Raw genomic sequence first — 9,314 nt, 5'->3', positions numbered from 1 at the left:
CTTCAGTAGGCCGGGTTTTTCCGGTAATCACATCCATCAAGGTGGTTTTACCGGCGCCGTTCGGCCCAATAATGCAGCGCAATTCACCTTCTTCGATATACAGCGATAAATCATTTAAGGCGCGGAAAGCATCAAACCAGACACTGACTTTTTCCAGGTACAAGGCAATGCCATGACTAAAGTCCGGACCTTGTTCTTTCGGTCGACCATAACTTTCAGAAGCATGGCCGCCATGAGGTTGTAGAATCTCACTCATTCGCTACGCTCCTTTTTAAAACGGTCAAATAACCCAATCACACCTTTAGGCAGGAAAATGGTGACCACAATAAATAACGCTCCCAGAATCAATAACCATGCTTCCGGATAAGCCACAGTAAAGTAAGTTTTGACGGCATTGATTAAGCCCGCACCCAAGATCGGACCGATCAGCGTGCCGCGCCCACCTGCCGCTACCCAAACGGCCATTTCAATCGAGTTCACTGGGTTCATTTCACTGGGGTTAATAATGCCGGCTTGTGGCACATATAAGGCCCCTGCAATCCCCGCGATCGCCGCAGAAAGTACCCAGGCTGAAAGTTTGTACCACAGCGTGCGATAGCCCAAATATTGCAGACGGTTTTCACTGTCACGAATTGCGCCCAGCACACGGCCATAAGGCTTGTTCATCAAATGGCGTAGGCCAACAAAACACAGTAACAATACTAATGCGGTGATAAAGCACAGGCTGGCACGCATCGGTGCTGAAGTAATGTCCATACCCAAAATGGTTTTAAACCCGGTAAAGCCGTTATTACCACCGAAACCCGTTTCATTACGGAAGAATAAAAGTGCTGCCGCAAAAGTCATCGCCTGAGTGATAATCGAGAAGTAAACGCCTTTGATTTTGGAGCGGAAGGCAAAGAAACCAAAAATAAAAGCAATCAGTCCTGGTACTAAAACCACAAGAATCATTGCCCACCAAAAGTGATTGGTTCCGACCCAAAACCAAGGTAATTCAGTCCAGCTCAAAAAGCGCATAAAGTCAGGTAGGCCATCACCTGCGGATTGACGCATCAGGTACATGCCAAAAGCATAGCCGCCCAAAGCGAAATACAAGCCATGCCCCAAACTTAAAATACCGGCATAACCCCAGACCAGATCAAGCGCCAAGGCGACCAGAGCCAGACACATGATCTTGCCGATCAAGGTGATCCAATAGGCAGAAAGATGCAAGGCAGAATCTGCGGGCAATAAATGTAGCCACGGCAAAGCCAGTAAAATGGCAAAACATACGGAAATAGCAATTGCGCTATGAGGCTTATCTGACAGTAGTGATGTGATTTTCATAGGCTTACTCCACAAAGCGTCCTTTCAGGGCAAACAAACCTTGTGGACGTTTCTGAATAAACAAAATCACAAGAACCAAAAGAATAATTTTCGCCAGTACTGCTCCCATGCCTATTTCCAGCACGGTACCACTCACACCTAAACCAAGTGCTGCAAGTACTGCACCCCAGACTTGACCGACACCACCAACCACGACCACAAGGAAAGCATCGATAATGTAGTTTTGACCAAGATCTGGCCCGACATTACCGACTTGAGCTAAGGCACAGCCGGCAAGACCAGCAAGACCTGAGCCCAAACCAAAAGCCATCATGTCAATGCGGCTAGAGCGAATCCCGACCGCACGTGCCATTTGACGGTTTTGGGTCACGGCACGAACAAAAAGACCAAAACGGGTTCTATTGAGCAGATAAACCAGAAGCAGTAATACGGCAATCGTGAATACGATGATAGCAATGCGGTTATAAGGCAGCATCAGGCTAGGCGTAATGGAGATTCCCCCAGAAAGCCAAGAAATATTCGAGACTTCTACGTTTTGTGCCCCAAAGATCATCCGCACCAGCTGCATGAGGATCAAGCTCACCCCAAAAGTTGCCAATAAGGTTTCCAGCTGACGACCATATAAAGGACGAATCACGGTACGTTCGATCAGCATACCGATGATTGCGCTGACCATAAACGCCGCGGGAATCGCAGCAATCAGGTACCAGTCCACCAGACCACTGAAATGAGACTTAAAGAAAGTTTGCACCACATAGGTGGTATAAGCCCCAATCATGATCAGCTCACCATGCGCCATATTAATCACACCGAGCAGTCCGTACGTAATGGCAAGACCTAGTGCTGCGAGCAATAAAATGCTGGCCGTGCTAAATCCTGAAAATACATGTCCGGTCCATTCACTGGCTTGAATCCGGGTTTTGATACTGCCTTGGGCAGCTGTTAATGCCGCTTTCAGATCGGGATGCAAATTTGGCTGGCTCAGCTCTTGCTCCACCAATGCCAATACATCTGGGCGATTAGATTCTTTTAAGACTTTTGCTGCTTCGATTTTAGTAAGAACATCCTCAGACTGATAATCCAGACGGGCCTTTAACTGTGCAAAACGGGCTTTGACACCCTTGTTTTTTTCATTTAAATACAGCTGGTTGATGGCTTTGGCATCCAACTCGGATAAGTTGTTTTCTAAAATATCAATTGCTTCAAGACGTTGTGAGGCTTCTTCTGAATTTAATTTCTTTTTTGCCTGACCAAAAGCCAATGCCTTGCTTAAGGTATTGACCAAAGTGACTTGGGATAAATCTGACGGCCAGCTTTTAATGGCTTTTTTATCCGGATAACTGAGCAGTTTATCTTCTGTTTCCAGAATATAGGTATTGCCTGCACTATCGGTATACAGTTGATCTTTTTCTACAAATTCGGCCAGCTGATCGAGCTGTTCAATACTGGATGGCCATTGATTAAGCAAGGCACGGCGCTGGGCAAAATCGCCACGGACAAATTGCTGAATCGCATCTTCTGTAGGACTAACTTGAGTCGTATGCGCTGTTTCTATTGTCGTTTGAGTTTCAGCATGAGCTATATTGAGCCATAGGCACTGACTCAAAATCAAAAATATAACCGTGAAATTTAGGCGAGTGAACATTCGTGTCCTCCCTATTTATAAAGGTAGAGCTGTCCCAAACGGGGAATGAAAATCAAGAAAAAGCCTGCTGCCAACGCAGCAGACTAAAGAAAGCATTATTTAGGAATATATGGGCTCCAAGGCTCAGCTGGAATAGTTTTTGGTGTCTTGTAGACCACATCAAACTGGCCATCGCCACGAATCTGACCAATCATCACCGGTTTATGTAAATGATGGTTGCTTGCATCCATTTGCAGCTTATAACCTGAAGGTGCATCAAAAGATTGACCTGCCATTGCTTCACGAACTTTATCAACATCGGTCGAACCGGCTTTTTCAACCGCCTGTTTCCACATGTTGATGCCGACATAAGTCGCTTCCATCGGGTCATTGGTGACAAACTTGTCTGCATTCGGCAATTTGTATTCCACCGCATATTGTTTCATCTTGCCAATAAATTCAGTATTTTTCGGATTTTTAACCGACATGAAATAGTTCCATGCCGCCAGATGTCCAACCAGTGGCTTGGTATCAATACCACGGAGTTCTTCTTCACCCACCGAGAATGCCATTACTGGAATATCTGCAGCTTTAATGCCCTGGTTACCCAGTTCACGATAGAACGGTACGTTGGAGTCGCCGTTAATGGTCGAGATCACTGCCGTTTTCTTACCTGCAGCAAATTTTTTCACATTGCCTACAATGGTTTGATAATTGCTATGTCCGAATGGCGTGTACTCTTCCATGATGTCTGCATCGGCAATGCCTTTAGACTTCAGAAAAGCCCGTAAAATTTTATTGGTGGTTCGAGGGTAAACATAGTCTGTACCTAACAATACAAAACGTTGCGCCTTACCGCCTTCTTCGCTCATCAGATATTCAACAGCCGGAATCGCTTGTTGGTTAGGTGCCGCACCGGTATAAAAAATATTTTTAGACTGTTCCTGACCTTCGTATTGAACCGGATAGAACAGTAAGCCATTCAGCTCTTCCACTACAGGCAATACAGATTTACGTGAAACCGATGTCCAGCAACCAAAAATGACAGCCACTTTGTCTTGAGTAATCAACTGACGGGCTTTTTCAGCAAAAAGTGGCCAGTTCGATGCCGGATCAACCACTACAGGTTCTAGTTTTTTCCCCATCACCCCGCCATTGGCATTAATTTCATTAATGGCCATTAGTGCTGTGTCTTTCAAAGAGGTTTCTGAAATGGCCATAGTCCCTGACAGTGAGTGTAGAATCCCCACTTTAATGGTATCGCCACTTGCAGCCGGTGCCTGGGCTTCACTTGCCGGTGCTTCTGCCTTTTCTGCCGGTTTAGAGCAACCGGTCAATACCATACTCCCCATCATTGCTACAGCAAGTAAACTTTTTGAAAATTGTTTTTGTTGGAACATGTTATGTCTCTCCAAACCTTTTTAAGATATTTTTAGTGAATCCGAGAGAGTGCATTCAAATTGTATGCCAATATTTATTTTTTAAAATTAAGCCATTGTATTTATTTAATTATTTTTATTTATAGAGCTATCATTTAAATCTATCAGCGTACCGAAAATAATCTATGCGCTAAAATGGATAAGAAATCAGTCAGTTATTCCAGCTAAAATTATTAAAGCCCTTATACAGAATGCTCTTTTTCTGATCATTTCTTCAGCTTACGTCTGATCCATGATTCAACGGTACAAAAATGATTGTTCTAAACTACATACAAAAGAAAAGGGCTTATTCATGATGAATAAGCCCTTTTCTTGCTGAAATCAGCTTCAGCGAAAAAGCTGAAGTCTTTTCAATGACTTTATTTTGCTAGCGTTTTGCCCCGTGCTGCATGCAGTTTTTTATAGCTATCAATTAGACGTAAATGACGGTCCAAACCTTCAAGTTTCATGCTGGTTTCAGTTAGACCATAGAAACGGATAGTTCCTTCCATCGAACCGATCACCGCATCCATACGTTCATCACCAAACATACGGCGGAAATTGGCTTCGTAGTCATTCAGGTCCATGTCATCGTCAAGTTCGACTTCCAGCACTACATTCATGCACTGATAGAACAAGCCACGCTCGACAGTATTGGTATTGTATTGCAGGAAAGTTTCCACCAATTCTTTGGCTTCTTCAAACTCTTGTAACGCAATATAAATCAATAGTTTTAACTCTAAAATGGTGAGCTGACCCCAAACCGTATTGTCGTCAAACTCGATACCGATTAAAGTGCTAATCTCGGTGTAATCATCTACTTCAACTTCTTCCAGACGTTCAACCAAAGCCACCAGCTGGGCTTCATCCAGACGATGCAAGTTCAAGATATCTTCACGGAACAATAATGCCTTGTTGGTGTTATCCCAAATTAAATCTTCAACCAGATAGATTTCCGAATAACCAGGGACCAAAATACGGCAAGCTGTTGCACCTAAATGCTCGTATACGGCCATATAGACTTCTTTGCCCATATCTTCAAGAATGCCGAACAGGGTCGCAGCTTCCTCGGCATTACTGTTTTGACCTTCATTGGTGAAGTCCCACTCCACAAACGGGTAGTCAGACTTGGCACTAAAGAAACGCCATGACACGACACCGCTAGAGTCGATAAAGTGCTCGACAAAGTTATTCGGCTCGGTGACGGCGTTAGTGCTGAATGTCGGTTTAGGCAGATCATTCAAGCCTTCAAAACTACGGCCTTGCAGCAATTCAGTGAGGCTACGTTCCAGAGCCACTTCCAGTTTTGGATGTGCCCCGAAAGAGGCAAACACACCGCCCGTACGTGGATTCATCAAGGTCACGCACATTACCGGATACTGACCACCTAAAGAAGCATCCTTAACCAGCACCGGGAAGCCTTGCTCTTCCAGCCCTTTTATACCTTCAACAATTTTTGGATATTTTGCCAAGACATGCTCAGGAACATCTGGCAGTGCAATTTCACCTTCTAAAATTTCGCGTTTAACGGCGCGCTCAAAAATTTCAGATAAACACTGGACTTGGGCTTCCACCAAAGTATTCCCTGCACTCATACCATTAGAGAGATATAAGTTTTCAATCAGGTTGGATGGGAAATAAACCGTTTCACCATCAGAATGACGCATAAATGGCAATGAGCAGATACCGCGTTCGGTATTGCCTGAGTTGGTATCATATAAATGGGTGCCGAGCAGTTCATCTTCAGGGTTATAAATTTCTAAAGTGTATTCATCGAGAATTTCTTTCGGCAATTCACCATTTGGACCTGGCTGGAACCATTTTTCATCCGGGTAATGCACAAATTCAGCATTGGCAATATCTTGCCCCCAGAACTGGTCGTTATAGAAGAAGTTACAGTTCAAGCGTTCAATAAATTCACCGAGTGCCGAAGCCAAAGCACTTTCTTTGGTCGCACCTTTACCGTTGGTAAAGCACATCGGAGACTGTGCATCGCGAATATGTAAAGACCATACATTCGGCACAATGTTGCGCCATGATGCAATTTCGATCTTCATGCCCAAGTTCGCCATAATGCCGGACATATTGGCAATGGTTTCTTCTAGAGGTAAATCTTTACCGGGAATATAGGTGCTACTTTCCGAAGTCAAGCTCGGCATCAGCAAGGCTTGTGCATCAGCATCAATACTTTCCACTTCTTCGATCACAAATTCCGGACCGGTTTGGATCACTTTTTTTACCGTACAGCGATCAATGGAGCGCAAAATACCTTGGCGGTCTTTTTCAGAAATATCAGCTGGCAGTTCAACCTGAATTTTAAAAATCTGCTTGTAACGGTTTTCCGGGTCAACAATATTGTTCTGGGACAAACGGATGTTATCGGTCGGAATATCACGTGCCGCACAGTACACCTTTACAAAGTAAGCTGCACATAAGGCTGATGAGGCGAGAAAATAGTCAAATGGACCTGGCGCTGAACCGTCGCCTTTATAGCGAATGGGTTGATCGGCGATTACCGTGAAATCATCGAACTTGGCTTCTTGTCGAAGGTTGTCAAGATAATTGACCTTAATTTCCATGCGGGCACCTAACTGTTCTTATGTGTCAGTGCAACACATAAAAATCAAAAAATAAAATACAAGCCGAATTCCAGATTAGAAATTGACTTAAAAATAGTGTGACTAGTGTCATTCGTATGCCCTAGCAAACGACTGACCCTAGAAAGGATGGACGGTATTATAGAGGGATTTTACCTGATTGATAACTTTTGTCTGTGCTTCTCGCCTATTTGTAAGAAATACCTAAAATAGGACAACTTAGAGAAGGCCCTAATCAGTCAAAAGTTCAATCAAAAGCTTCCAAACACTTCATCAAATGTGTAAGTTTTACTTCACCTACGTCACAAAAAAATGATGTGAAACTGAATTATGAATTGTGAAACAAAGTAAATTTCCAGCAAATTATGTAGAAAAATAAAATAAAAATTACACTAAATTAAAGTGTTCAAAACATAAGCTAATAGAAATTTCCACAATACATGCCAAATATTTAAATAAGCTTGTAGCTACAAACTGCAAACCTGCATTTTGTACCTGTTGAAGTCTGGAATCGAATTCCGGCTTCAATTATTTTTACAAAAAAGGTTTACTCAAATCAGTTGAGGTCAAATGATGATAAAAACAACGCTAAGCATACTCGGACTGTCTCTTGTTTCCACCCTGGCTCTGGCTGCTGATCCATTACATGGCACCAAATGGAAAACCATTGACGATGTAACCAAAAAACCATTATCTGTCGTTCAATTTACTGAAACATCCAATGGTGTACTTTCAGCAAAAATTGTAGATGTACTGGAAGATAGTGAAAGCCAAAAATGCAGTAAATGTAAGGGTAAATTCTACAATAAACCTTTACAAGGAATCCAAATCGTCACTGGATTGAAAAAAACCGGAACCCGCAGTTACGATGGCGGCAAAATTACTGACCCTAAAAATGGTAAAACCTATAGTTTTAATGCCAAACTATCTGAAGATGGTAAAACTTTAAGTGGTCGGGGCTATATTGGAGTTTCTGCACTTGGCCGCAGCCAGACCTGGATACGTACCAATTAAAAACACCTGATTCAATCAAATAAAAGCGACTTCAAGAAGTCGCTTTTTTATTTGCACCTTACAAACTAACCCTAAGAGAGCGCTACTTAACGCTTTGCATTTGGTTTTGAACGAGTGCTTTCTACAAAATAAATCGGTAATAATTATTCATCAGCCCTTTTCAGTTGATAACCCATTTTTTCAACTGCATTCAAGGTATTGTGTTTTACCTTTAAAATAGCCATTTTCCCATCTGCAGCACCACATAAAGTGATATGCATCATTTGATCCCTACCAATTTCAGCAGCAAAAACTTTAATATTTGCCTGCTCTAGTTCAGCTTTAAGTTGCTGAAGCTGACCTTCAGCATTGACTTCGGAACACTGTTTGGTTCCTAATGATTTTGTAATCATGATAAAGGAATCTTTATCTGTGCTATGGGTTTGACATCCCGCTAGCCCTAATAGTGCCATGGCTACAAAAAATATATTTTTCTTGATCATATTTACTTCATCCCTATGGCGAAGATCATAAAAATGTTTTTAACTCAGTATTAATTTATCTGTCTGAGTACCCATTGTAAAAATAATTTTTTATCAAGAAAATCAGGAGAGTGGCTTGAATCTATTACTTTTTGGATACCGTTAAATTTCCCCAAAAAGCTATAAGAATTTTTAACCTCAAAAAAACCGCCATCCATTTCATGGATTTCATAAAAAAATTCTTTTAGCTTCTCAAACTGGGTATTTTTATGGAAATAAGGACGCATAAGTAAAAAATTATAAATTTGTTCTAAACTACATAATTCATTTTGCATTTTCATGCTCATTACCCTGTTTAAATATGTTGGTATTGATTTAACTACATCTTATAAAAATGATGTTTTAACTATTTAAAAACGTATTTTTAAATAACCTCCATAGCTGAATTTCCGTGATTTTAATCATTCAGAAATTAAATCTAATCTCATGAATTAAATCAGATTATTGTTTAATTATTTGAAACAACTGAATATTCATATTCCTTTGTTTCTACATATTTTATTAGATATTTGGTGAAGTAATCAGCTTGATCCGAATAATATGATTGATCTTGCAGTCAGATTCCACTCAATCGCAAATTAAACTAGCTAACTATCATCACAATCGTTTTTCTAAAGTCATCTTTATTTAAATTTCTATTTTAAAATATCTATAAAGCAAAATGAACTTATAACTAATCTAAAAAAGTGCATAAATTGCAATAATAGATAATAATAAAATTATACTCCTTATTATAAACTAAAAAATTATTTGTTAATTTAAAGACAATCTCAAATTAAACGTTATTTACAATATTTTGAAATAACTATTTCAA

At 41.2% G+C, this 9,314-nt stretch carries 8 protein-coding genes; 1 reads left to right on the top strand and 7 read right to left on the bottom strand.

Annotated features, from left to right (window positions below):
• From B2Y23_RS11595 to B2Y23_RS11575, 5 genes are all read right to left on the bottom strand, one after another.
• Positions 1-256: ATP-binding cassette domain-containing protein (locus tag B2Y23_RS11595; RefSeq protein WP_291370941.1), on the bottom strand; the 256-nt coding region annotated here is incomplete at its 3' end.
• Entirely contained in the window at positions 253-1,326 is a 1,074-nt protein-coding gene (gene urtC / locus B2Y23_RS11590) for an urea ABC transporter permease subunit UrtC (protein WP_291357269.1), read from the bottom strand. The genes urtC and B2Y23_RS11595, both read right to left, overlap by 4 nt.
• A 4-nt stretch (positions 1,327-1,330) precedes the next feature.
• Positions 1,331-2,971 (bottom strand): urea ABC transporter permease subunit UrtB, encoded by a 1,641-nt coding sequence (gene urtB, locus B2Y23_RS11585; RefSeq protein WP_291370939.1) that lies wholly within the window; start codon positions 2,969-2,971, stop codon positions 1,331-1,333.
• Positions 2,972-3,066: 95 nt separating this feature from the next.
• Positions 3,067-4,350, bottom strand: a complete 1,284-nt coding sequence (gene urtA / locus B2Y23_RS11580) for an urea ABC transporter substrate-binding protein (RefSeq protein WP_291370937.1) — start codon at positions 4,348-4,350, stop codon at positions 3,067-3,069.
• A gap of 398 nt (positions 4,351-4,748) precedes the next feature.
• On the bottom strand, positions 4,749-6,947 hold the full coding sequence (locus B2Y23_RS11575; RefSeq protein WP_291370935.1) for an OsmC domain/YcaO domain-containing protein: 2,199 nt from the start codon (positions 6,945-6,947) through the stop codon (positions 4,749-4,751).
• A 591-nt stretch (positions 6,948-7,538) separates the two neighbouring features.
• Here B2Y23_RS11575 and B2Y23_RS11570 point away from each other — a divergent pair.
• Entirely contained in the window at positions 7,539-7,979 is a 441-nt protein-coding gene (locus B2Y23_RS11570; RefSeq protein ID WP_291370945.1) for a DUF2147 domain-containing protein, read from the top strand.
• Positions 7,980-8,122: 143 nt separating this feature from the next.
• On the opposite strand, the gene B2Y23_RS11565 is transcribed toward B2Y23_RS11570, so the two are convergent.
• Positions 8,123-8,461, bottom strand: a complete 339-nt coding sequence (locus tag B2Y23_RS11565; RefSeq protein WP_291370933.1) for a hypothetical protein — start codon at positions 8,459-8,461, stop codon at positions 8,123-8,125.
• A gap of 50 nt (positions 8,462-8,511) precedes the next feature.
• Entirely contained in the window at positions 8,512-8,781 is a 270-nt protein-coding gene (locus B2Y23_RS11560) for a hypothetical protein (RefSeq protein WP_291357259.1), read from the bottom strand.
• Positions 8,782-9,314 lie beyond the last annotated feature (533 nt).

Source organism: Acinetobacter sp. UBA5934 (assembly GCF_002430855.1).
Classification (GTDB): Bacteria; Pseudomonadota; Gammaproteobacteria; order Pseudomonadales; family Moraxellaceae; genus Acinetobacter.
The sequence above is the reverse complement of the archived record's forward strand: the minus strand, read 5'-3'. Positions and strand labels throughout refer to the sequence as shown.